Origin of the sequence: Nonomuraea sp. NPDC050783 (assembly GCF_040802095.1) — a bacterium.
Classification (GTDB): domain Bacteria; phylum Actinomycetota; class Actinomycetes; order Streptosporangiales; family Streptosporangiaceae; genus Nonomuraea.
This window is the reverse complement of the sequence record NZ_JBFAHK010000045.1, coordinates 1-22333: the sequence shown is the minus strand read 5'-3', so window position 1 is coordinate 22333 and position 22333 is coordinate 1. Positions and strand designations below refer to the sequence as shown.

22 protein-coding genes and 1 pseudogene are annotated in these 22333 nt (G+C 69.7%); 10 read left to right on the top strand and 13 right to left on the bottom strand.

The window, feature by feature from the left end; translation table 11 throughout:
• Positions 1-6: 6 nt before the first annotated feature.
• Positions 7-2679, bottom strand: coding sequence for a hypothetical protein (locus tag AB0H75_RS48990; protein WP_367808741.1), 2673 nt, complete (start codon positions 2677-2679; stop codon positions 7-9).
• A gap of 653 nt (positions 2680-3332) precedes the next feature.
• Here AB0H75_RS48990 and AB0H75_RS48985 point away from each other — a divergent pair.
• A complete protein-coding gene (locus AB0H75_RS48985; protein ID WP_367808739.1) occupies positions 3333-4475 on the top strand; it encodes an alpha/beta fold hydrolase in 1143 nt (380 codons plus the stop codon).
• Between the two features lie 299 nt (positions 4476-4774).
• Here AB0H75_RS48985 and AB0H75_RS48980 read toward each other — a convergent pair whose 3' ends face one another.
• Positions 4775-5074 carry a hypothetical protein gene (locus AB0H75_RS48980; protein ID WP_367808737.1) on the bottom strand — a complete coding sequence of 100 codons (300 nt, stop codon included), beginning with the start codon at positions 5072-5074 and terminating at the stop codon, positions 4775-4777.
• 30 nt (positions 5075-5104) lie between these two features.
• Here AB0H75_RS48980 and AB0H75_RS48975 point away from each other — a divergent pair, with 30 nt between their 5' ends.
• Positions 5105-5389, top strand: a complete 285-nt coding sequence (locus AB0H75_RS48975) for a hypothetical protein (protein WP_367808735.1) — start codon at positions 5105-5107, stop codon at positions 5387-5389.
• A gap of 35 nt (positions 5390-5424) precedes the next feature.
• Here the strand turns inward: AB0H75_RS48975 and AB0H75_RS48970 are convergent, their stop codons facing one another.
• Positions 5425-5640 (bottom strand): hypothetical protein, encoded by a 216-nt coding sequence (locus AB0H75_RS48970; protein ID WP_367808733.1) that lies wholly within the window; start codon positions 5638-5640, stop codon positions 5425-5427.
• A gap of 5 nt (positions 5641-5645) precedes the next feature.
• Complete coding sequence (locus AB0H75_RS48965; RefSeq protein ID WP_367808767.1) at positions 5646-6182, bottom strand: hypothetical protein; 537 nt, start codon at positions 6180-6182, stop codon at positions 5646-5648.
• Positions 6183-7693: 1511 nt separating this feature from the next.
• Here AB0H75_RS48965 and cyaB point away from each other — a divergent pair.
• Entirely contained in the window at positions 7694-8257 is a 564-nt protein-coding gene (gene cyaB, locus AB0H75_RS48960; RefSeq protein ID WP_367808731.1) for a class IV adenylate cyclase, read from the top strand.
• 7 nt (positions 8258-8264) lie between these two features.
• Here the strand turns inward: cyaB and AB0H75_RS48955 are convergent, their stop codons facing one another.
• The 5 genes from AB0H75_RS48955 to AB0H75_RS48935 all read right to left on the bottom strand — a co-directional run bounded on the left by AB0H75_RS48955 (position 8265) and on the right by AB0H75_RS48935 (position 12349).
• Positions 8265-9062: an endonuclease/exonuclease/phosphatase family protein gene (locus AB0H75_RS48955; RefSeq protein ID WP_367808729.1), complete on the bottom strand. Its 798-nt coding sequence runs from the start codon at positions 9060-9062 to the stop codon at positions 8265-8267.
• Positions 9059-9694: a dTMP kinase gene (gene tmk, locus AB0H75_RS48950; protein WP_367808727.1), complete on the bottom strand. Its 636-nt coding sequence runs from the start codon at positions 9692-9694 to the stop codon at positions 9059-9061. The genes AB0H75_RS48955 and tmk overlap by 4 nt, the downstream gene beginning before the upstream one ends.
• Positions 9691-10815, bottom strand: coding sequence for a radical SAM/SPASM domain-containing protein (locus AB0H75_RS48945; protein ID WP_367808725.1), 1125 nt, complete (start codon positions 10813-10815; stop codon positions 9691-9693). Before AB0H75_RS48945 ends, tmk begins: the two co-directional genes overlap by 4 nt.
• 441 nt (positions 10816-11256) lie before the next feature.
• On the bottom strand, positions 11257-11553 hold the full coding sequence (locus tag AB0H75_RS48940) for a hypothetical protein (protein ID WP_367808723.1): 297 nt from the start codon (positions 11551-11553) through the stop codon (positions 11257-11259).
• A 493-nt stretch (positions 11554-12046) separates the two neighbouring features.
• Complete coding sequence (locus AB0H75_RS48935) at positions 12047-12349, bottom strand: hypothetical protein (RefSeq protein ID WP_367808721.1); 303 nt, start codon at positions 12347-12349, stop codon at positions 12047-12049.
• 422 nt (positions 12350-12771) lie between these two features.
• Here AB0H75_RS48935 and AB0H75_RS48930 point away from each other — a divergent pair, with 422 nt between their 5' ends.
• Both AB0H75_RS48930 and AB0H75_RS48925 read left to right on the top strand, forming a co-directional pair.
• Complete coding sequence (locus AB0H75_RS48930; RefSeq protein ID WP_367808719.1) at positions 12772-13467, top strand: hypothetical protein; 696 nt, start codon at positions 12772-12774, stop codon at positions 13465-13467.
• Complete coding sequence (locus AB0H75_RS48925; protein ID WP_367808717.1) at positions 13404-14813, top strand: GNAT family N-acetyltransferase; 1410 nt, start codon at positions 13404-13406, stop codon at positions 14811-14813. Before AB0H75_RS48930 ends, AB0H75_RS48925 begins: the two co-directional genes overlap by 64 nt.
• Positions 14814-15486: 673 nt before the next feature.
• Here AB0H75_RS48925 and AB0H75_RS48920 read toward each other — a convergent pair.
• The gene (locus tag AB0H75_RS48920; RefSeq protein ID WP_367808715.1) at positions 15487-15753 is read right to left on the bottom strand and encodes a hypothetical protein; all 267 of its coding nucleotides are present in this window, start codon (positions 15751-15753) and stop codon (positions 15487-15489) included.
• Positions 15754-16207: 454 nt separating this feature from the next.
• Between AB0H75_RS48920 and AB0H75_RS48915 the strand changes: the two genes are divergently transcribed.
• The 5 genes from AB0H75_RS48915 (at position 16208) to AB0H75_RS48895 (ending at position 19629) form a co-directional block, all read left to right on the top strand.
• A complete protein-coding gene (locus AB0H75_RS48915; RefSeq protein ID WP_367808713.1) occupies positions 16208-16843 on the top strand; it encodes a 2'-5' RNA ligase family protein in 636 nt (211 codons plus the stop codon).
• 346 nt (positions 16844-17189) lie between these two features.
• A complete protein-coding gene (locus AB0H75_RS48910; RefSeq protein WP_367808710.1) occupies positions 17190-17861 on the top strand; it encodes an asparagine synthase-related protein in 672 nt (223 codons plus the stop codon).
• Positions 17809-18060, top strand: a complete 252-nt coding sequence (locus AB0H75_RS48905) for a PqqD family peptide modification chaperone (protein WP_367808707.1) — start codon at positions 17809-17811, stop codon at positions 18058-18060. Before AB0H75_RS48910 ends, AB0H75_RS48905 begins: the two co-directional genes overlap by 53 nt.
• Positions 18057-18347, top strand: coding sequence for a hypothetical protein (locus AB0H75_RS48900; protein ID WP_367808704.1), 291 nt, complete (start codon positions 18057-18059; stop codon positions 18345-18347). Before AB0H75_RS48905 ends, AB0H75_RS48900 begins: the two co-directional genes overlap by 4 nt.
• Positions 18259-19629: a lasso peptide biosynthesis B2 protein gene (locus AB0H75_RS48895; RefSeq protein WP_367808765.1), complete on the top strand. Its 1371-nt coding sequence runs from the start codon at positions 18259-18261 to the stop codon at positions 19627-19629. The genes AB0H75_RS48900 and AB0H75_RS48895 overlap by 89 nt, the downstream gene beginning before the upstream one ends.
• A gap of 65 nt (positions 19630-19694) precedes the next feature.
• Here AB0H75_RS48895 and fxlM read toward each other — a convergent pair whose 3' ends face one another.
• From fxlM to AB0H75_RS48880, 3 genes and pseudogenes are all read right to left on the bottom strand, one after another.
• Positions 19695-20891, bottom strand: coding sequence for a methyltransferase, FxLD system (fxlM, locus tag AB0H75_RS48890; protein WP_367808763.1), 1197 nt, complete (start codon positions 20889-20891; stop codon positions 19695-19697).
• Between the two features lie 188 nt (positions 20892-21079).
• A pseudogene (locus AB0H75_RS48885) lies at positions 21080-21745 on the bottom strand (thiopeptide-type bacteriocin biosynthesis protein); the annotation flags it as partial.
• Positions 21746-21889: 144 nt separating this feature from the next.
• The coding region (locus AB0H75_RS48880; protein WP_367808702.1) for a lanthionine synthetase LanC family protein at positions 21890-22333 on the bottom strand (444 nt) is incomplete at its 5' end.

The window sequence follows — 22333 nt, the reverse complement described above, 5'->3', positions numbered from 1 at the left end:
CCATCGCTATGAGATGTCGCCGAGGTTAGATGTGACGGCGATGTCGGTGCCAGACGACGGCGTGTACTCGTTCCACTCGGCGATGAGGGCCCCTTTCTCGCTTGGCTGCAGGATCGGGACGGGAGCTTGTGTGCCACGATGAGCGAACGTCAGCTTGGCGACGGTGATGGTTTTCGCATCGGGGATGGCGGTGATCGTCTGCGCCTCCTGTATGTGTCGTTCATCCTCCACGTCGATCACGACAGGCAGCCCGACAACGAATCCGGAGCTGTCGGCCACCTTGATGTTCACGGGATTGCCGCTCGGCGCGATGTCCACGCTTGATGTCGTGTAGACGGCGTCCTGGAGGTGTGCGGCCGCCCTGGCGGGGTTGGCTGGTGGGATGCCGGGATAGTTGCGGTCGTCGTAGGCTGCGATCTCCCTGGCGATGCTCAGGTAGGGCGCGGGGATCGATGCTCCGATGGAGCCGCCCTCGGCGTAGCGCATCCACCGCTCTTCCCAGCCCTTGCGCACCGTGAGGACAACCCGTGCGCTGCCGGCGCGCAAGAACGCTTGCCTCGTCGGGTCCGGGTGGCGGAGCTGGCGGATGAACGGCCAGCTGGACGGTACGTCCCAGAAGTAGGAGTACAGGAACGTCACCACGTTCTCCCACTCGATGGCCTGGTTGATGAACCGGATGACGTCCTCATGCTGGCGCAGCAGCGTCCACTGTTCGGGGGTCAGCCCGAGGTTGGGCTGGTCGAAGCCGATACCGTGTTGCAGGTCGACATTGGCCGCGACGAAGGCGGCCAGAACGTTGGCCGGCATGAAGTCGAAGTCGGTGCCGAGGATGAACTTCAGCACACACTTCATGATCTCGTCGCTCTCCTCGCGTCGCAGGGTCAGCGTGTCGACGTTGGCCAGCTGCTCCTCGATCGCGGCGATGCGCGCGGCAATCTCCTGCTGCTGGGCGAAGTGCTTGGCCTGGGCGGCGTCATGCAAGGCGTTCCAGACGTCGGTCCGCCATTGTTCGATGGCCTCCGGCGTCAAGTCCAGGTGCACGGTGAGGCGGCACAGTACTCGCTCGGAGTGGTGGAAGAAGAAGGTGACTTTATGGTGTCCGGTGTAACCTTGCATGAAGGGCACGTTCGCAGTGACTGACATGATCTTGTGATCTCGGATGACCAATGCTTGGGTCTGGTTCTGCCATCCTGCTTCGATGCGGGAGCCGATGACGTCAAAGTTCATCTTGTCGGCGGAGTCGTCCTTGCCTATCTGGGCGTCCAGCCTGATCTCGCGTATGCGTGTGTCGCCGGGAACGTCGAACTCGGCATCCAGGAACCACCAGCCGCCGTCGGTCTCAGCAGGTGCAGTCTTCGTCACCGGCGCCGGCTCTGCGGGATAGGCCCTCACCGAAACCCCGTGACGCTCGGCGAGCCACTGGTACTTCGGGATGCCGTTGGGGTCGGGGTGGCCGTCCTGGTTGACGCGGTCGGTGATGATGTCGGAGCGCTTCACGTCGAAGACGAACGGCCCCTGCTGCGCCCTCAGCGTCTTCAGTTCCGCGTGGGCTCGCCGCATCGCCGCGCCCGGTTCAGGTACGACAATGTCGTAGGTGAGGCGTAGCCCGTACCGGTAGAGCCGGACACGCCATTTTCTCATCAGACTGAAGTAGTCGATCCGGATGGGGTTGTTGTTGTTGGTGTTCTTCAGCACACGGGTCGAGGTCTGCGACGTTCCTGTTTCCGTGGTCGTCGAGATGGTGACCTTATGTTCCCGCCGGGAGCGTGACGAGGCCTTCTGAGTGGTGGTTCGCGCGTGTTTGATGCTCTCGGTGGCCGAAGTCGACTCCGACCCCTGCGCCGTGAAGCCCGTGGTGGCCGACCCTGAGATGATGGGGATACCGCCCTGGACCGTTCCCGTGATGTTGAACTGGTTGGAGTGCTGGCTCTGTGACGACGTCGACTGCGCGAGATCGGTGTTGTCCGTCACCCCGGTCTCGCTGATCTCTTCCAGCGAGTCGGTGACAATCGTCGTGAACTCCCTCGAGGTGACCGACCATTCCTTGTAGGTGACGGCGGTCTCCTCGCCCGGAGCGAGCGGAATGGTCGACACCAGTTCGCCACGCTGGATCCCCACCGGGACCATCTCGATGCGTTCCAGGTTGAGCATTCCGATCGGTGGCGTCGCAGTGCCGGCTCTGAGGGCGCGCAGAGCGACGGCGGCCGCGTTGAGCGCCTGCGCGGATCGGCCGATCACCTCGGGGGCGTCGGCCGTCTCGACCCGCTTCATGTGCTCGGTGCGTTCGTCGATGAGTGCCTCGGCGAACGCCGCCAGTTCATGCGCGGGAATCCGCGAGATCGCCGTTAGGTCGGGTCGAAGTGCGGGCACCCGAGGGTCCTCAAAGGTTTTGAGCAGTTCCAGCGTCCCGGTGGAGACAGGCGCCGCGCCTTCGTCCTGCCGCTCTGCGTCCGCCAGTCGATCCCGGACGGCATCCGTGTCCCCTGGACCCAGTACCAATTGCCGAATGGTGCCCAATTTGACAATTCCGCCCGCTGGCTCATCGCCGACTGCAGGAACTTGCACGGGCACAAGCGTTCCTTTGAGGATTTCTCTCGCAGAATTGTCCAGCACCGGCGCGGTGGACGCCTGCGAGCTGGGACCAAGCGGGGCACTGGCGGTATCAGCCGGACTTGTCATGCTTCCTCTTCAGCTTGAGTGGTCGGTGCAATGCATCCTCCGCAGATGTCCCCGCAGGCTGGGTCCCGCACTCCGAGCGCCAAGCAAACCTCGTGTGTTGAGTGGGCATGGGCAATGGCAGGTAGGCCCGATGCGGCACTCGGCGCGCCGCCCGCGCCACCTGACCGGCCGCGCGGTGCGGTCCGCCCCGACACCCTGTTCCCGTGGGGCGCCTTCATCGTCAAAGTCTGCGGCTCGCTGCCGCTGGGCTTCCTGGCCTCCTTGCCCTGCCGACCCCACGCTGATGGCGTCCGCCGACGCCGGCTTCTGCGGAACATTGACCACCTGCTCCACCTTCAGCTACGAAAACGCTGCGCCTGCCCAGGACGGCATATCGGGGCCGGCCAGAATATGCCAGAAAGGGGCCGTATGAAGGCCGCCGCACGCGACTGGCGCACCTACTGCAATGTCTGGATGGGAAGGCCTTGAACAAGCACGTGTGCGGCGCCTGGCGTGGCACCGCACAAACCCGGGCAGACCCGCATGGCGGGGAGCCGACGATGCTGGCCGATTTTTCCGGCTCTGCATCAGCAACTCAGATACACCTCAGAACGCAGGACACCCTGCGGTGTGCTTATGAAAGACAATTCGGTCAAGCAAGCGGGAGGATCTTCATGGCCATCAAAACGATCGACCATATGGTCCCGCACAAGTCGACCATCGACGCGTCGAAGGGTCAGCTGATCGACCTCTTCGTAAGGGAGCGCGACGGCACGCCCCCCGGTCCTCCGGCGGAGCGGAAGGCCGTCCTCATGCTGCATGGCAGGAGTGTTCCTGTGCTGGCGGGCTTCGATCTCCAGCACAGCACGTACGGGTGGGGCGAGGCGCTGGCGAAGGCAGGCTACGACGTCTTCATGATGGATCTGCAGGGATCGGGCAAGTCGACGCGGCCTCGTATGGAGGATCCGTGCAACGTCAATCCGGCTCTGCACACCACCCTTCTCATCCCTCCGCTCTCTGAGAAGCGCACACCCAGTTATCCGTTCCAGCTGAGCAACTCCCAGAGCGATTGGGCCGAGCTGGACACTGTGGTCGAGTACATCCGGTCAGAGCGCAACGTCTCGAAGGTCGCGTTCATCGGGTGGTCCGCAGCTGCGTTCCAGATGGGCCCGTACGCGATCGACAACCCCGACAAGGTCGAGAGTCTGCTTCTGGTCGCTCCCATGTTCCCCCCCTCCGGCAGGACGGACCCGCCGCCCGCGCTGCCGATACCCGGATTCCCCACCAATGTGTTCACCTTGGCGGGTTTCAAGCAGGGCTGGGACACTCAGGTCCACTGCGCCAACCAGCGAGAACCCGACGTCGTAGATGCTGTCTGGAAGGCACTGATGGACATCGATCCGATCGGCCGCACATGGGGCAAGATCCAACCGTCCGGCCGCCCGCTGGGTCTCAGCCGGTTCCGGAACGCACTGTGGTGGGGCTGGAACACCGAGGCCGCGGCGCGAGATGGCGTGCTTGGCGGGAGCGTGCCGGTGTTGATTGTCTACGGGGAACACGACACGACGGCGAACGCGACGCCGAACAGCGGCGATCCCCTGCTCACCTTCTCCGTCCCCGCGCTCTACGACGCCATCCCGGGGCCGCACCGGCTGCTGGTGAAGGCGGATTGCGCCGGGCACCAGATCGTGTGGGAAGGCCAGCACAAGAACTTGCACAACCTGTCGAAGTACTGGCTCAAGCACACCAAGGTTGACGGCAAGACCCAGGGTCTCTTCGACATGGCGGAGGACGGCACCATCAGCCCCACGCCCTAGAGAGGTCATGTAACGAGACGTCCGGACGCCTCTGATGGCACGGTGAGTGTTTGAAAATCGCGGACAGTGATGATGGGTTGTGTTCGTTGAGCGACCGAAGTCCCATGTGGACGGGGCCCTCGTGGTACCGGACACTCGGCTGTTCCCGCACTGCGATCTCCACCTGGCCCTGTCCGGTGCGCAACAGCTGACGCTGCGGGGGTTCGACCGGGCGGTGACCGGGGGCAGCACTGGCAGCGACCAATGATCAAGTGATCTGTGTTCCTGCCTGATCACCTGAGAAAAGTCACTGTTCGTGGTCACCGGGGGCGTAGCGGCTCCATGGCGGGCGGCGCGATGTCGTCGTCTCCGTACTCGATGGCGGCACGCGCCCGCGGCCCGAGCCACGGCAAATCGAACGACTGCCGCTTGTCGGCCGCGGCCTGGGCCGACTCGGCGGACCCCACGGCGACCATCTCATCGCCTCCCAGCCCGGTCACGACCGTGTGCGCGCCGAACGCGGCGATCTGCGCATTCAGCTCGGTGAAGTGCCGGTAGAGGGGTTCGTCGTAGGGGCTGACCAGCTCGCCCCGCACGCGGGCGCAGCCCGGCCCGAACATCAGCCGGTCTCGGGTGTCCAGGCACAGATCATGCAGACCGTCGGCTGGGCGATAGCCATGCTGCTCCAAGCACGCGGGGAAGCCGCCCGCCGACAGTTCAGCCACGCCGCCGCGCTGGCCAGCGAAGTACTCGACACTGTTCCCACGCAGTCTCTGCGCGAGAGCGCCCCGGTCCGGCTGCGCGCCCTCAACGGCCAGTTCGCCGCGGCAGGCGAGTCCGGCACGGAGGCCCTCGCCCTGCAGAAGCGGATCGCCGCACTGCCAGCACTGTTGGCAATCAGCCAGACCAACCCCAAACCCAACGGCACCGCGTAGAGACCTCTACACCGCCCGCGGGAACGTGCCTGCCTCTACGCCAAAGGCGGCCCGTGAGGTTCGAGAACCATGAATTGCGGCGTGCCGAGCATCTCGTGCACCTCATCCGGCAGCGACCAATCCCCCCGGTCACTGCCGCCCGCGAGGACGCGACCGACCTGGCGACCGCGCTGGACCGGATCGAGACGGGCGGCCACGAACAGCGCGACACCGACCTGTTCGACATGGGCCGCGATCGAGCAGGCCGTCACGGCGCTCAGTCGAGCGCCATCCCCAGGGCGGGCAGGTGCGGTTGCGGCTCGGCACGACGCTCCAGGGCGTACGCGATGACGCCCTGGTGCTCCACCGTGCGGACGACCTGCCAGCCCTGCACGTCGCGGTAGTAGGCGACCAACCCGGGATAGGGGCCGGTGCCGCGCCGCACCCACCTGCGGCCCAGCCGAAAGGCCCGATCCAGCGCCCACCACGCGATCAGCGCGCCGGGCCGATACCCGGCATACGCGGGATCGGTGACCGTACCGGCCAGAAAGATGCACGCCTCGGCGCGCTCGGCGTCGTCGGGCCACAGCAGCGGGGATGCCTGCTCGAACAGGCTGCTCACCCCGGCCACTCGCCCCTCAAGATCGATCAGCGCCCAGACGGGAAACGCCTCGTCGCCCGCCTGCTCAGCCAGATCAGCGGCACCCTCGTGCCAGCCCTGCCAGCCGCCCAGGCCCCGCTCGCGCATCCACACAGCGCGGGCGCGAATCAACGCGGCCACAGCGGGCCGATCGTCCGCGGTCGCCGGTCGCATCCGGAACACGCGCCCACGCTAACCCCTGGCAACCCCGCCGAGTCCGCCGATCTCCGAACGCCCCCCACATCAGCGAAATGCGCCAGCGGGCGGACCGTGCGGTTCCAAGATCGCCCACCCGGGCGTGCCGAGCGTGTCGTACACCTCGTCACGGAAGGACCAGCCCTCCCGGTCGCCGTCGAACCGGCTCAACGGCCACCATGCGCGCGTGCAAGAACACCACATCCCCACCAGACCCACCATCCGCTGATGGAACCGGCGCTTGCATCCGCGCGTCGAGCACACCGACAGTGACGCCCTCCCCGCACAGCTGCTGCCCATCTGGCCCCGAGGAATATCAGCCTCGCCGTGCCCAGCACCGGAACGGAAGCCACCCCGCAGAGCCCGCGCCTTCTGCCGACGACCACAACCGACCCTCACGTTGCGACGACGCCGCAACCGCCGCACGCCGTATCGGCCGGTGAGAGCCGTTGACGCCGCCGTAGCCGCTCGTCGAGGCTCGGCCGCGTGCCGGCCGGAAGCAGGCTACTCGACCGCGGGCAAGGCCCGCGAGATCTGCCAGGACACCTGGCCGCGCCGCCACACGAAGGGCCGATAATGAAAACCGCTTCGACAATGTTTTCGGAGATTAGTACGGGCGAAGCCCGTTCCGAATTTACATGACGGTGGCGGGGCCTCAGTGAGACGACACTGAGTATGTTTTTACTTAAACCGCCGCCTTTACGTTGTAGATTCATTATGGTGACCACTGCACCCACCCCGGGCGCTACCTAGTGACGCAGACCGCCGTCTGCCGGCGCGCCCACGTCACCGGCCGGGGCGGCGCCATCGAGCACGTGCACTGGGCCACCGCCACTGCCCGGCTGCTGCCCCGCCTGCTCCAAGGCCGGACCGGTGTTCCTGGCCGATCGGCGTGCTCCCGCCTCCGGGCGGCGCGCGCCTGCGTCCGCCGATATCTACCCCCCCGCGCCGAGCACCTGTTTAAACCGCCTCCACCGGCCTCGACCCGCACGGCAATGGCTGGACACTGCACCGACTGCGCCACAGCGTCCTGACCCACCTGGCCGAAGCCGGCCGCACCGCCCCCGAACTGCAGGCCAAGTCCCGCCACCAGCACCTGGCCGGCCTCGGCCACCACATCCACCCCGGCGAGGAGACCTCCGCCCGCATCGCCACCGGACACGACCCCGCCGCAACCCGCCGACGCACACGTTGACGCCAGGCATCCACACCATACGGTGTGGATGCCTGGCCTGCTGCGCCGTACCTCAGATGATGCCGTTCTGGATACTGCCGTTCTGGATGCTGCCGTTCTGGCAGGTGGAGGTGGAGGTGGCGCGGGCCCGGCACGGCCGGCGAGGCGGGCTGCCGGTGGCACTGCCCACGCCGGCGGGACATCGGTGGAAGTTCGACCCAGCCGCGAACGCCCTCCGAGACCACCACTCCGTTCTCTCACCGGGTGAGGCTACGCACCGATAGGCTCGCCGCGTCCGTGACAGGGGAGGCGCCAGGTGGCCAGCGAGGTTCAAGAGGTCGAGGTGAAGTACCGGGTCCGCGGCCCGGAGGCGATGCGGACCTTGGAGGTCGCGCTGGAGCGGCGGGGTGGGCGCCTGTCGCCTCCGATCCGGCAGGACGACCAGGCGTACGCACAACCGGGCTGGGAGTACGGCCAGTCCAAGATCGGGGTGGCGTTCGCGCGGCTGCGCACCCAAGACGGCCGGCACCTGTTCACGGTGAAGACGCCGCAGGCCAATGAGCAGGCGTGCCTGGAGCACGAGACCGAGGTCGCCGACCGGGAACAGATGCACCGCGCGATCGTCGCGATGGGGTTCCGCCCGACCGTCCGGATCGTCAAGGTGCGCCGCATCGCGGTGCTGGGCGACCTGACGATCTGTGTGGACGTGGTCGAGCACGCCGGCACGTTCGTGGAGCTGGAGCGGACTGTCCCAGATGGCGAGTCGGGCATCGCGGTACAGGCCGGCATGGACGGGTGGGCGCGCTCGCTCGGCGTCGAGCTGGAGCGCACCAGCGACACCTACGACTCGCTGGTGCGCGCCGCGCTCCTGCCCGCCTGACAGGCCTTCAGAATAGAGCGAGCGGATCGGGCCCGCCCACGGGCTCGCAAGGCAGCCGGTCGGCCTGCACCGCGAGCTGTATCTCCACGGCCGCGTGGTCGGTGAGGTTCGCCTCACGGGTCTCGTGCAGATAGCGGCAGCCGCGGAGGCGGTCGGCCAGTTCCGCGCCGACGTGGATGTAGTCGTAGCGGTAGCCGTCACCGGTCCGTCCGATCCACGAGTGCGGCTGGCTCTCGGTGCCGGCGCGCTCGTTGGCGTCCACCAGCCCTTCGGCGCGCAGCGTGTCGAGCAGCCGGAACTCGAACGGCAAGAAACCCGCGTGGAAGGGCCGGTGGTCGGCGCCGATCACGTTGTAGTCGCCGCCGATCACCAGATGGGCCCGCTCGACCTCGGGGAGCTGCTCGATCGCTTTGAGCAGGCTGTTGATGAACAGCTCCTTGCGGGTGGTTTTGTCCTCCGACCGGTCGCGGCTGGGCACGTACACGCTGACCCACCATGTGAGGGGGGTGGTGGCCAGGTGGGCGGCGGCCACCCGGGCGGGGATGCTGACCTGGCTGAAGTCCGGGCCGGGCCCGGCCAGCGGGATGCGGCTGATCAGCGCGGCGCCGCGATCGCCGTCGTCCGGCGTCTTGACGACCGCGTACCCGGCCTGCCGGAACCGCCCGAGCATGAGGGCCGTGCCCGGCCCGGCACTGGTCTCGGTGAGCAGCACCACGTCGTCGTCCCGGCCGGCCAGCCACCGCAGGAGCCGCTCGGCCCGGTCCGGTCCCGCGGCGCCGATGTTGACCGTCACCGCTGTGATCATCGGATGTCCTCCTGTCGTTGTGCCGTGCGCGCCACGAGCATCGCCAGCTCGGCGGCCACCCGGTCCGGGCTCCTGTCCTGGCAGTCGACGATCGCCTGCGGCCAGTGGCGGGCCAGCAGGAACCGGTAAGTGTCGCGGTAGAGGTCCAGCTCCCGTTCCGGGGAGCCGGCCTGCTCCAGGCGCGACAGCCGGGCCCGCTCGGCCAGCCGCCTGCCCAGCTCCTGCGCGGTGTGGTGCAGGTAGCAGGATAAAGACGCGGGCAGCACGTGGGCGTTGTATTGCCAGATCTCCTCCACCTCCAGCCCGTCCAGCCGTTGCAGCACCAGCGACGACTGGACGTAGCGGTCGCTGATCACGGTCTGCCCGTCCTCCAGCGCTGGGGTGATCTCGGTGGCGAGGTGGTGATAGCGGTCGGCGGCCACCGCCAGCGCAAGCGCCCGCCCCCTCAGGCGGCTCTCGTCGGCCCGGATGAGCCGCCCCAGCGGGGTGCGGGACGGCTCGCTCGTCAGGTGCACGCGCGCCCCGTCCGCGCGCAGCCGGGCGGCCAGCAGCGTGGAGGCGGTGGTCTTGCCGACGCCGTTGGGCCCTTCGACCACGATGAACAGGGCGCCCCTCGTCTGCGGCCTGATCATGGGCGTCGCCTGCCGATCTGCAGCAGCGGCCGGCCATCGTGATCGTGCTCGACGACCGGGCACTGCTCGGTGTCCACGTCACCGACCTTGCCACCGTTGGCGATGACCGCGGCCGGGCAGCCTTTGCCGCACCGGCTGTTCATGGCGCAGGCCCGGCAGGCGGAGTTGGTGCCCATGGCGAGCTTGCCGGTCAGATCGTAGCCGTCCAGCGCGTCGGCGACCTCCTGGCGCAGGATGTTGCCGACGAGGAAGTCGCTGTCGGGGTGGCGGCTGTGGGGGGTGCGGGCGGCGAAGACCAGGTACGGGCACACCGCCGTGGCGCCGTCCGCGAACACGTAGATCAGCTTGCCGGCGTCACAGCCGGCCAGCGGCTTGCTGTCGTTGGGGAAGCGGATGCGGACCAGCTCCAAGCCCTGGTCGCGGAAACGCTCAGTGGTCTGGCGGATGGCGTTCATCTTCGCCTCGTCGGCCGCCAGCCGTGCCTGGGTGGCGACGCCGCGGCCGAATGCCGACAGCGGGTTCATCAGTACGTAGCGGGCGCCCACCTCGACGGCGAACGCGCACAGGTCGGTGAACTCCTGCACGCAGGTGAGCATGTTGGGGGTGGACAGCAGCCCTTGCAGCAGCCCGGCCTGGGCGAACTGGCGGGTGGTGGCCACGGTGACGTCGAAGCTGCTGGTGTCGCCGCGGAACTTGCCGTGGGACTCGCGCCGGAACCCGTCCAGCGAGACGTTGACATGGACGCCGCCCAGCTCTGCGAGTTCGGCGATCTGCTCGGCGCTGGTCAAGGTGGCGTTGGTGCACAGCCCGAGCGGCAGCCCGAGACCGACGATGTGGCGACACAGCGGCATGATGTCGGGGTGGGCGAACGGCTCCCCGCCGGTCAGTGTGATCCGCTCGACCCGGGCGCGTTGGAGGCGGGGCAGTACCGTGCCGGTGAGGACGTCCAGCGGCAGATCGGCGCCCTCCTTGGTGGAGCTGACGAAGCAGTGGCCGCAGTGCAGGTTGCAGCGTTCGGTGATCTGGATGAGCGCCTTGCGGGCATCGCCCTGCACCGACGTCCTGAAGTAACAGGACCCGGCCTGGGCAGCGTCGAGGTCGATGATGAGACGAGTCGTCACAGGCTCCTCCTCGGGAGCGAGGCGAACCGCCGGCCTGCCGCAGCAGCGGCAGGCCGGCGGGTGGACGGCCGTGAGACGACGAGGGGCGCCGCCTGCCGGCCTGCCGTCCAGGCCGGGCGCTCCTGGGCGGCGGTGCCGCACGGCGACCGAGGGAGACCGTCGCCGTGCAGCGTGCGGGGAGGGTCTCAGCGCAGCCAGTGCTTCAGCCAGGCCAGAGGCCGGCCTGAGCGCAAGCGCGGGCGCCGGCCGGGCCACGCGGGACGCCGTCGACCTCCTTCGTCGGTGCTCGTGCCGGGTGCGGTGTCGTCGTGTGGCCCGACGTGTGGCCCGGCGTGTGGCCCGGCGCTTTCAGATTGCGCGGGGAGCCCGAACTCCGCCATGCCCGCCGTGGTGATCTCAGGCCGCCAGTCCCAGAACATGACGCTTCCTTCTTTCCGGGGATCAGGGGGTTTCGCCTGCTCGCCGGGGAACGGCGCGTCCGCCGCGCATCGAGGCGAGCAGGAGGGTTTGATGGGCCAGGGTGGTCGCGAGTGCGATGGCGTCCTCTTCGAGGACCTCGGCGCGCACGCCCGCCTGATGCAGGAGGTCGGTGAGCTCCCGGTACAGGACCGCCTTCCACTGGTGCTTGCCGGCCGGCGTGATGGTGTGCGTGATGGCCCAGCCGGGATAGGTGCTCTCCAGCGCGTGGAGTTGCCGGACCTCAAGGCCGGTGGGTTCGGGTACGGAAGCGGCGTCCATTGCAGGTCCTGAAGCTTGCAGTGCGGGCGGGTCGTGGGACGGCGGTTGGGCTGCCGCGAGCGCCGTCCCACGGCCCCTTTCGCCCCACCGGATGCGGGCGGGGCGAAGACGCGGCGGCCGGAGGGGCACCCGGGCCCGCCGCGGGAGGGAAGCCACGCGGGAGGGGAAACGGAGGAGGTGCAGCGGGCAGGGCGACCGGCGGCCGCGCCAGGCCCGCCGTCGGGGAAAGAGGGGTGGAGCTCGCCGCCCCCGCACGGGTGTCCCCGCAAGGGGCGGCCAGTCCTGACCGGCGCGGGCCAGGACGGCGGCGGAGCCGCCGGGCGAGCCCGCGCCGCAGCGCGTGGACGGCCGCCACGTGGTGAGCGAGACGCGGCCGGCCACGCCGGCACGGACGAAACCCAGAACCTGCCCAGACCCGAGAACCTGCCCAGACCCGAGAACCTGCCCAGACCCGAGAACCTGCCAAGCGCAGTCTCGTCCGTGCCTGCTCTGATCACCCGGCCGCCCTCCACCAGGGATCGGCAAGATGCTCCGCCAGCGGGGGCGGGATGCGGGCTTGAGCGGCCATGGCCTGCCGCCGTCCCTCGTGCTGGATCTGGCGCATGTGTGCCCACAGTTCCTGAGGCGTCGAGGCCGTGCGACAGACGCCGCCCGGCTGCTGCCAGTGGCCCCGGTAGAAGGCGGCGAAGTGCTGAGCGTGCAGCGCCCACACGATCAGCCACCAATGGCCGCACCGCTCCTCCATCCAGCTCGCCCACCGGCGGCCCAGCTTCGGGTCCACCATGAGGTCCGTCATGATGCGCCTCCTTCGTCTGGCATGTGCCGCTCCTCTGGTGCCTGCCGCTCCTCTGGTGCCTGCCGTTCCTCCACGGGGCGCCTCTGCCGACCTGGAAGGTCGGCATGTCCGGAGCCGGTCGCCACCGGGACGCCTGGTGTCATCGTGAGGGCCTTCAAGATCGTAGAAAGGGGCGGCCTCGGACAGGGTCTGCTCCTGGCTGGATGCGCGGGCCTGCCTTAGTAAACGCTCGCCGTACTGCGCCGGTCACCGGGGGTTGCGACATATTTTCTATGCGTCGCGCACCCCCGCTGACCTGCGGCTATTCGGTGTGCGGGGGCGGTTCTATGTCGCCGGCCCCGGCCGCGACCGATATGCCCGGTTGCCGAACGCCCTCACCACGGGCAACCCTTCTGGCAGAGCCTCACCAGGGGAGCCTCGCCATGGTCAACGACATCAGGCGCAGGGTGAATCGCCTACGCACGCAGATGCTCAACCAGAACCGCACCACCGACGAAGTCGCGGTCGAGATCCGCATCCAGTTCGGCCTGACGCCGCTGGCCGCCTACCGGGCGGCGCTCGGCATGTCACAGCCGGAGGTCGTGGAACACTACCGGGATCAGTCGCCCACGGCGGTCATGGATCAGCCGCTGCTGTCACGGCTGGAGATGTTTCCCGCTTTCGGGTCCAGGGCGCCGCTCGCGACGCACCTCATCACCTTGGCCAGCGTCTACCGCACGACGCCACTGACGCTCCTGGAGCCGAACGCCCTGGACAGGTTGGACCCGCAGGAGCGCGACCTCCTCATCCGGTGCAATCCGGGGTTCACTGCTGCGCCGCCCAGCCTGGGCGAAAGCACGTTTTTCACACCCACAGCTCAGGTGCGGCTACCGGTCCACGGCAGCCTGCAAGAGGAGGTAGAAGTGATCGCTCGCCGAGCCATGCGGTTCGCCACGGGGGCGCAGGGCAGCAACGTCGGCCCCGAGATGCTGGAGCAGATCCGCGCCGAGGTGGCGCACGTTGCCCGCGGCAGTCCCTGGTCCACCTCGTGGGCAGTCTCGCTGAGTTGCAGGACATGGCGTTCCGCCTGCTGGAGGGCAGGCAGCGGCCTGCCGAGACGGCGGACCTGTACCTGTTGAGCGGCATCATCTCCGGCATGCTCGCCAAGGCCAGTCACGACCTGGGCAGCCCGCACGCGGCCATGTCGCAGGCCCGCGCCGCGATCATATGCGCCGAGAACGCCGGCCATGACGGGCTGCGCACGTGGGTGCGGGTCCTGCAGTCGGTGATCGCCTACTGGGCGGGCAGTCCGCATGAGGCGGCCCGCTACGTCGATGCCGGGGTCGAATACGCGGCCCGCACGCGCAGCAGCGCCGCGGTGTGGCTGCCCGCCCAAGCCGCCCGGGTGTGGGGTGTGCTGGGCGACGCCGAGCGGGTGAGCGAGGCGATCGCTCAGGCCGAGTACGCGCGGGAGCAGACCCAGCCGGACGAGCTGGACGACTTCGGCGGCATCATGACGTTCACCCAGCCGCGGCAGCTCTACTACGCGGCTGATGCCCGGGTGTGGTTGTCCGGCGAGGAACGCCTCGCGGCCGACAGCGCCAGCGCCGCGATCGACGCTTACGCGCACGCCGGCGAGAGCGAGCAGTCGTTCTCCGACGAGGCCGGCGCGCGGGCCGACCTCGCGCTCGCGCGCATTCATCTGGGCGACCTCGACGGCGCGGCCGAGGCGATGGCCGGTGTGCCGGCCTTCCCGTTGACCAGCGGATCGGCGGGATCGTCGCCAGCGCGCGACGCGTCCACGAGGCGCTGCGCGCGCCGAACTTCCGCGGCGGCCACCTGGCCGCCAACCTCCAGGAGGAGATCGAGGACTTCACCGGACTGCCCGTCCAGGCCGCGTTGCCGCGCGGCCAGTAGGGTCGGGGGCATGTACCCGGTATCGCTGTCTTCTGCCCGGCTCGCCCTGCGGGAGTTCACCCCCGCCGACGCAGAGCCGCTGCTGGCCGTCTACGGCGACCCACGAGTTGCCGAGCACATGAGCTTCGAGCCGCGAAACCGCGAGCAGATCGAGGCCACCATCGCCGGCGTGACCAAGGCGGCGCAGGTGGACCCGCGTACCGAATACTCCCTCGCCGCGGTGCTGCCGGACGGAGAGCTGGTGGCGTTCGCCCGGCTGGCGATCGACGTCGGCCATCCGCTGCAGAACAGCGCGCAGCTCGGGTTCGCGCTGCGTGCCGACCGGTGGCGGCAGGGGCTCGGCACGGAGGTGGTGCGGCTGCTGCTGCGGCTCGGGTTCGAGCACCTCGGCGTCTACCGCATCTGGGGAGCCAGAAGCCCCAGGAACGGGGCGTCCGCCGCGGTGATGACGAAGCTAGGCATGATCGAGGAGGGCGTGATCCGGGGGCACCTGAAGCTCGCGACCGGGTGGCGGGATTCCGTCGTGCACTCGATCCTGGTACCGGAGTGGAAGGCCCTGCAGGGGTGATCGAGCAGGAGATGAGGGCCGCCACGTGTTGTGCGTGGCAGCCCATCTATCAGGGATGATCAAGCTTCGGCAACGAGCGGGACTGGAGCTTGCGATACGAGCTGGCGCCGCGCGGCCTCCTTGGCAGCGCCGCTGGGGACATCGAGCAGCCGGAGTTCTTCTCCGATGGTGGCTGCGTTGAGGGGTTCTCGGGCGCTCCCGGCCGAGGCTGACCCGGCGGGCCCGCGGGCTGGCCGCGGTGTTGATGTTCGCCCGGGACTCGGTGAGCTGGACAAGCAGGGCGGCGAACGGTTCGGGCACCGGGCAGGGTAGGTCACCGAGCACGTCGACAAGCTTGCCGTGGTACGCGTACTCGAAGGCCGTCAGCGTGGGATCGTAGGTGCCGGCGAGCAGGCGGCGGCGGCTCGGCAAGGCGCTGACCGCCTCGGCCGGGTCATCGCGCTCATCGCCACCGGCCTCCCAGGCGAGCATCCGCGCGGCGCGCGAAGCGGCCCGCGCATCGCCGTAGGATCCGTGCTCGCTGCTGGCGGGTGTCGACCACGTGCCTGACGTGCCTGACACACCTCCAAGCGGCTGACCGGCTGGTGCGCTTGACTGCCCGAGATCATGGCTGTGCTGCCGATGCCGGTGTCGCGCCGCTGGGACGGTTGAAGTCGCGGAGTCGGCGGAAGGGTCAGCAGCCTCGGCCGTTGAGGAGGCCGAGCTCGGGTACGTAGTTCACGTACCCACAGGAGAACGTGCCTTCCGGGATGGTGATCCCGGGCCCTCCAGGCACGCAGCCGCCGGCCAGGATGACATAGCCCACGATGTCGCCCATGAAGTGGCGAGAGCCGCTGGTACAGGTGTAGCCGCTGAGAGCCTGCGCGGGAGAGGCCAGCAGGGACGCGCCGACGATCACCAGGAGCGGGATGACGGACAGTCGCTTGACCCAGGCGAGCATACGGACCTCCGCGTAGAGAGGGGGGAGGCCGTTCCTACCCGGCTCCCGCTCCGAACCACCCTCCGGGCGTGTCCGTTAACGGACACGCCCCCGGCTGCGCCGGCCGCGATCGTCGCGCACCGGTCCGCCTGGCACAGGTGGACCACGGTCCACGCGCTATCGCGGTCTCCCGCTCCCGATCCGCCCCGGACCGCAACATCGCCACCGAGCGCATGACGCACCTGCACCTCGTCCGCGCCCACATCGACCTCGACGAACCCGAAGCCACAGAGCACGGACTCGGGCCTGTCCTGGAGACCCCCGTTGACGCCCGGCCCGCGGCGCCGCTGCTGCACCTGGCGGAGATCACCATGAGGATGCGGCCGGCCTTGCGTCAAAGCCGGCACAGCAGAAGGATCAATGACGCGATCGGCGCTTTCCGCGCGGCGGCATCAGGCATGGAAAGGCGGGGCACTTGGCCACCGACGACACAACGCGTGACCACTGGTGGTGGCGGCCGGGCTGGCACGTCGGCCGGTCCTTCTACACCTGGCACATCCTGGTGGATGACCAGCCGGCGGTGCACGAGTTCGCCAAGCACCTCCAGCCCGAACTGCAAGCCACGGGCGCGCTCGGCCCGATCCCGGTGGAATGGCTGCACATGACGATGCAGGGCGTCGGCTTCACCGACGAGGTGAGCCAGGAGATTCTCGACCAGATCGCCGCCGCGGTCGCTGAACGGCTCGCCCAGCTCGGTCCCGTGCCGGTCACGCTGGGGCCGCCCGTCGTGGATGCCGAAGGCGTCAATCTGCCTGTCCACCCCGCTGAAGCGGTGGATCGAGTACGGCGAGCGGTGCGGGACGGCATCGCCGCCGTGTGCGGCACCGATCAGGTGCCCGAGGCCGAGACCGGATTCCGCCCCCACGTGAGCCTGGCCTACTCCCACGCCGGCGGCTTCCCCCTCGCGCCGATCCGCGACATCCTGGCCCGCCATGCCGCCACGATTTCCACTGTCTTGAAGCGGGCCACGTTAATCGACATCAACCGCGACAACCGTGTCTATCAGTGGCAGATCATCCGCCGGGTGCCTTTCGGCCCGGGCGGGCCATAGCGGTTGCTTCATCGGTACTGATGGTGCGGCGGCCGTCCGGCATCGAGTTGACGATCTTCGAGATCGCCGATGTCCGGCTCGCGCATTCCACCAGCTGGCGATCCGTTCAAGGCACGGTCATGCTGACCGACATCGCCACCCTCGACCCTCATGCGCCGTCATCCCCGCCACCTGGCCAGCATCCCTTGCGATCACTGACGCGTGGGCCGCGGCCGTCGGCCGGCCCCTCCCCCACCCGGCGCTGCTGACTGCCCTGCTGCGTGGCCGGACCCGCCCCGCACGGCAGGCTTCACGACGGAGTTCAGATGGCGCGTCGCTGCGATGGGCGCCAGCTCCGGCCCGGCCGATGCTGGTCACGGGCCGGGAGGAGACACCCCTGCTGCCGCCGTGGGCCAGCGCCGCCGCCACCGAACAGGCGGCCATCATGCTGGGCACGCTCGGCCCGCCCGAAGGCGATGCGGCCACGGATACGGCCACGGATACGGCCATGGATGCGGTCACGCACGCTACCGTGACCAGGATCCGCGCCTGCGCCCGCCGCGCCGCCGCCTACCGCGACGCGCTCGCCCAGCACGGCGTTCCCACGCACTTCCCGTACTTCGACCCGACGGTCATCGACGCCTGCCTGGCCACCCGCCCGCACGAGCGCACCACTCCCTACCAGCCCAAACCACTGCTGGCCGCCGCCCTGCAACCGATCGCCCCCGGTCTGCTGGTGCGCCACGACAAGGGCCATCACAACTACGACCTGCACGCCGGGCTGGCCGCCCACACCCCGTACCTGCTGGAGGTGTTCGGCGACGACTGCGCCCTGACCCGCGCCGACCTCATCGACGCACCCGTCCTGCGCCGAGCCCTGACCGGCACCGGCCCGTCCAGCGTGACCGGCGGGCTGCCGCTGGCGTTCCTGACCGAGACCCTCGCCCTGGAGTTGTGGCTGCGCCACCGAACCGAAGGTAGTGATCATGTCCTGGACCCTGGCCCCGGCCGTGCGCCGGACCGGCGCCCTGCTGTTTGACGGCGCCCGCGGCGGATACTTCGCGCTCAACGCCACCGCCACCCGGGCGCTGGAGGTCCTGCTGACCGGCGGCACCTGCGAGCAGGCCGCCCACGAGCTCGCCACCACCTATGGCGTCGGCGCCGAACGAGCGGGAGCCGACGTGGCGGCACTCGTGGCCGACCTGACCGGCCGAGACCTACTCAGGCAGGCAGCATGAGCACGCTGATCGCACTGCCTGAGCCCATCGGCTTGTCGAGCCGCGAGCAGGTGCGCGGCCGGGCGGCGCTGCTGGCCACCTGGCTGCTGCTGGCCCGCCACCGCTCCCACCCGGACCGGCTGGCCACTCATCTGGCCGCCCGGGCCCGCGACCTGCACCCGGCCACCGCCCAGCAGGCCCCGCCACGCCCAGGCCGTCATCACCACGCTCAGCCAGCGCTGCGGCAGCGGCCACGGCTGCCTGCCGCGCTCCATCGCCACCGCGCTGGCCTGCCGGACGCTGTATGAGACCTGGCCGACCTGGCGCGTCGGCATGCGCTACCCGCCGCTGATGTCCCACGCTTGGGTGCAGGCCGACGGCCAACCCATCGGCGAGGACCCCGAGGTCATCGCCGCCTACACGCCGACCTACACTGTCGGCCCGGAAGGAACCTCCGTGACCACCGCCCCCGCCCCTGCCTCCCAAGGCTCGGCCAGCCGGATGACCCGTCTGGCCGAGCAGCTGCGCGAGCTCGGTGCCATCCGCACCGACTCGGTCCACCACGCCTTCGCCACCGTGCCCCGTCACCTGTTCATCACCGGCTTCTACACCGGCGGCGACGCCTACACCCGCCTCGGTGACCCGCCCGGCGAGGACCTGCTGGAGCAGATCTACTCCGACATCGCGCTCATGACGCACCGGCCCAGCGACGCGGCCGGACGCCCATCATCGGCCTCGATGCCGCGCGTGGTGGCCCGCATGCTGGAAGCCCTGGACCTGCGGCCGGGCCTGCGCGTGCTGGAGATCGGCGCCGGCACCGGCTACAACGCCGCCCTGATCGCCGCCATCACCGGCGCCGACGTGGTCAGCGTGGACGTCAGCGACGTCATCGTCGCCGAAGCGGCCGCGGCCCTGCAGCGCGCCGGCGCGAGCAACGCGGCCGCGTACGTCGCCGACGGTTACCTCGGCCACCCCGAGCGCGGCCCCTACGATCGGATCATCGTCACCTGCGGCATCACCGGCATCTCACCGCACTGGCTGGAGCAGCTCGCGCCCGGCGGGCTCATCCTGGCTCCCGTCGCCCACGCCGGATTCCACCCCACCCTGGCCGTCACGCTCGATGGCGCCGGGCGGCTCATCGGACGCGGCGTGCTGTCCAGCGACTTCATGGCCGCCGGTGGCCCCCTCTACGGCCGGCCCGCCGACCAGACGTCGCCGCCCGGCGAGGTGCCCGCCGACGACGACCTCACCGTCTGGCCGAATACCGTTCCTGCCCTGGCCGACGACCGCTACTTCGACCTGTGGTTCGCCCTCGGCGCCGTCGACCCGCGCACCACCCGCGCCTACACTTCTGGCCTGGACGCCGCCCTGGGCATGGTGTGCCTGCACCAGCCCGGCCGCGGCACCGCGTGGGTGCAACGCGACGGAGCCATCCGCTTCACCGGCCACCAAGACCTCGCCCACCAGCTGACCGCCCTCATCCAGCAGTGGGACAGCGCCGATCGGCCCCGCATCAGCGACTGGACGATCGGCTTCGCCCTTTCCCAAGCAGCCGACCCGCTCTGGCATCCGGCGGCTTGGGCACGCTGATCGGCCCGCTACCCCCGATCAGCCAGGCCCGGGCCAGGGAAGCCGGGCCAGGGAAGCCGCTGCGGTTACCACATGACGGTCAGGCGGGCGCCGGGCCGGTCGATGAGGTAGCCCGGCGAGAGCTGCTCCTCCGGCGTGCCGGGCAGGTGAGCGGTGATGACGGGCTGCGCCGGCCGCTGCTTGTCCCACTGGTGCAGCAGTTTGGCCGTCTGCGCGGCGAGTTTCACGCCTTCGGGCCCGTGAGCGATCACGCCGAGCTCGTGGGTCTGGAGTCCGGGTGGGCGGTTGTCGAGGGGGCGCAGCGCCAGGTAGGCGAGGCTGGTGTCGTCATACAGGGTGGCGCCGGCCCACCGCAGCGCCGGCGTGAGAAGGCCGCGGTCACGGGCGTGCGCCCCGGCTGCCATCCGGGCGAACCGGCTGCCGGTGGTGACCAGCCACAGATCGAGGTGGCCGACGGGCTGGTCGTCGCGGATCTGGATACCGGTCCACACCTGGTGGGCGGGATGCTGGAGCGCCTGGGGCAGGTTCTGCTCCGCCGCGGAGGGGTGGTCGTTGAGGTGGAGGACGACGTCGTCGGCGAGCTGGAGGGTGCGCGCGGCGTGGAACGTCGAGCCGCGCATGGGCACGAATCCGCACACCAGCGCCGATGTGGACACCATCCGGTCGGGCTGGGCGGGCTGGTCGAGGTCGAAGGCGAGCGAGCGGGTCAGGCCGCTGTCGTGCAAGAGGAGCGGGACGACCATGCGGCCGCCCTCGGCGAGCTGCTGCCACCAAGCCGAGGCCAGGTCCCACGCGCCGGCGGTGACGATGATCCGCTCATACGGGCCGCCGGCGGGGTGGCCGTCGGCGCCGTCCCCGCAGATCACCTCGACCTGCTCATAGCCTGCCGCGCGCAGGCTGCGGCGGGCCTCTTGGACGAGGTCGTCGTCGATGTCGATGGTGGCCACGTGCCCGTCCGGGCCGGCCAGTTCCGCCATCAGGGCGGCGTTGAAGCCGGTGCCCGCGCCGATCTCCAGCACGCGGTGGCCGGGCTGGATGTCGAGCTGCTGGAGCATCTCGGCGACCAGCTTCGGGCTGGAGGCCGAGGAGATCGCCGAGCCGTCGGCGCCGTACTTGGTCGTGACGACCGTGGGGGCGTAGGCCTCTCGCAGGTCCACGCCCGGCAGGAACAGGTGCCGGGGCACCGTGCGGAACGCACGCTCGACCTGGGCGGAGGTGAAGATGCCGCGGTCGCGGAGGTGGTCGGCCAGTTCGTCGCACAGCTGGCTGGGGCCGGGGGCTGGGGCTGGGGGGTGTTGGTGTTGGTGGTCACTGAGGTGAGCGTAGTCGCAGGTGAATGAGCGGGGCGGGAGGTTGGGGCGTCCTGGAGGCCGGGGGTGTGGTGGAAGGCGACCTGGGCGGCCGTCGCTGCGAAGAACGCCTGATGGCGTGAGGAGAGGCCGGCCCGGTTCCACGCGAACAGGACATGGTGGGCGAGTACCAAGCGGAGGCCGCGAGACAGGCGACCGCTCTTGGCCAGGGCAGCGAGCTGGGCGCCGGCCGTGCGGAAGGCCTTGGCCCAGTCCGCAGCGGCCGTCAAGGGGCTGGATGCGCTGTTGCCGCGGGCGGTGATGAGGGTGCGCACCGCGGCCAGCTCGGTGTCGGCGACCTGGTCCGGGATGCTCGCCGGCAGGACGGCCGGCCGGTGCGCGGCGACCTTGGCCCACACGTCGCCCTGCTCGTACCAGTCCAGGCCGGCCCCGCGCATCAGCGTGCTGGCCAGCACCAGGCCCAGCTCCCGCCGGTGATCGTGGCCAAGCAGCTGATCGTCGAGCTGGTGCAGGTAGCGCAGGATGTTGCGGCTGTCGGCGTGGAAGAGGTCGTGCGCGACGTCCATCGCCTCCACGCCGCCGAACGCGTGGATTTCCGGCTCGTAGATGCCCCAGGCCCACTGCTCGAGGTCGCCGTGCATCTTCAGGTCGTCCATCGCCTCGTGCAGGAGCGCGGTCGCTTCGTCGTCCTTGCCGGGAGCGGGCCGGTAGCGGATGCGCCACTCGAGGCCCTTACGGGTGAACCACCACGCGCTGACGATGCCGTGCTGCTCGGCTTCGGCCAGCAGCGGCCTGAGATGGGAGATGGCGATCAGCTCAGCGGTCCGCCAGTCGTCGCCCGTCAGGTTGACCTGCTGTCAAGGGCTGGTGTGCCAGGAGCGGGTGTGCCAGGGGCTGGTGCTGTCGAGGTTCATCGGTTCGGCTGTCCCGTCGGGGGTGAGTGGGGTCGGTCAGGTGATGAGCAGGCAGGGCTCCCAGCGGGTGCTGGTGCCTGCGGTCATGGTGTGCAGCAGGAGCGCGACGCCGGCGCGGCCCTCGATCAGCCCGTCGTGCTCGCCGTGGTCGGCGTGGTCGGCGTGGTGCAGCAGCGTGGCCAGCAGGCCCGGCAGGTGGGTGGCGAGTTCGCCGGTCGAGTCGTCGCAGGAGGCGTGCCACACGGTGGCCAGCAGCCCGGCCCAGCCGTGGCATAGGGCCGGGTCGCGGATGCGGGCGAGCTGGGCGGGGTCGGACAGCCACGCGGCGAGCGCGAGCTCGGCGCGTTGCCGGCGCGCGTGGTCGCCGGTCGCGATGCCGGGCGCCGGCCCTGCCGCTACTGCGGCGGCGCCCTGCCCGCCGGCAAACGCGCCGACGCCCTGGACTGCAGCGACGACCACCGCCGCCGCTACCATCGCGAA